The following is a 396-nucleotide window of genomic DNA, read 5'->3' as shown; positions in this document are numbered from 1 at the left end:
GGCGTGGTCCCGGCGGGAGCAGGCCGGGGTCGAGGACGAGCTGCGGGAGGCGCTGGCCGAGGGGAACCGGGACTACGAAGCGCGGTTCGGGCATGTGTATCTGGTCTGTGCCACCGGGCTGACCGGGGCTCAGATGCTGGCCAGACTGCGGGAGCGGCTGGGTAATGATGAGGAGGGCGAGCGGGCGGTCGTGCGGGACGAGCTGGCGAAGATCACTCGGTTGCGGCTGCTCAAGCTGCTGGAGGGAGAGCGGTGAGCTTCTCGACGCATGTGCTGGACGCGGTCACCGGGCGGCCGGCCGCCGGCGTCCGGGTACGACTCGAGCGAGGCGACGGTCAGGTCGTGGCCGAGGGGCCGACGGACGATGACGGTCGCATCAAGGGGTGGGAGCCGGAG

2 protein-coding genes are annotated in these 396 nt (G+C 71.2%); both read left to right on the top strand.

The window, feature by feature from the left end; genetic code table 11:
• Positions 1-256: 2-oxo-4-hydroxy-4-carboxy-5-ureidoimidazoline decarboxylase (locus tag EJK15_RS69940; RefSeq protein WP_276615641.1), on the top strand; the 256-nt coding region annotated here is incomplete at its 5' end.
• On the top strand, positions 253-396 hold a 144-nt coding region (locus EJK15_RS69935), incomplete at its 3' end, for a hydroxyisourate hydrolase (RefSeq protein ID WP_138720998.1). The genes EJK15_RS69940 and EJK15_RS69935, both read left to right, overlap by 4 nt.

Source organism: Nonomuraea basaltis (assembly GCF_005893125.1).
GTDB lineage: Bacteria > Actinomycetota > Actinomycetes > Streptosporangiales > Streptosporangiaceae > Nonomuraea > Nonomuraea basaltis.
Note: the sequence above shows the minus strand (reverse complement) of the source record. Positions and strands in the feature narration are given on the sequence as shown.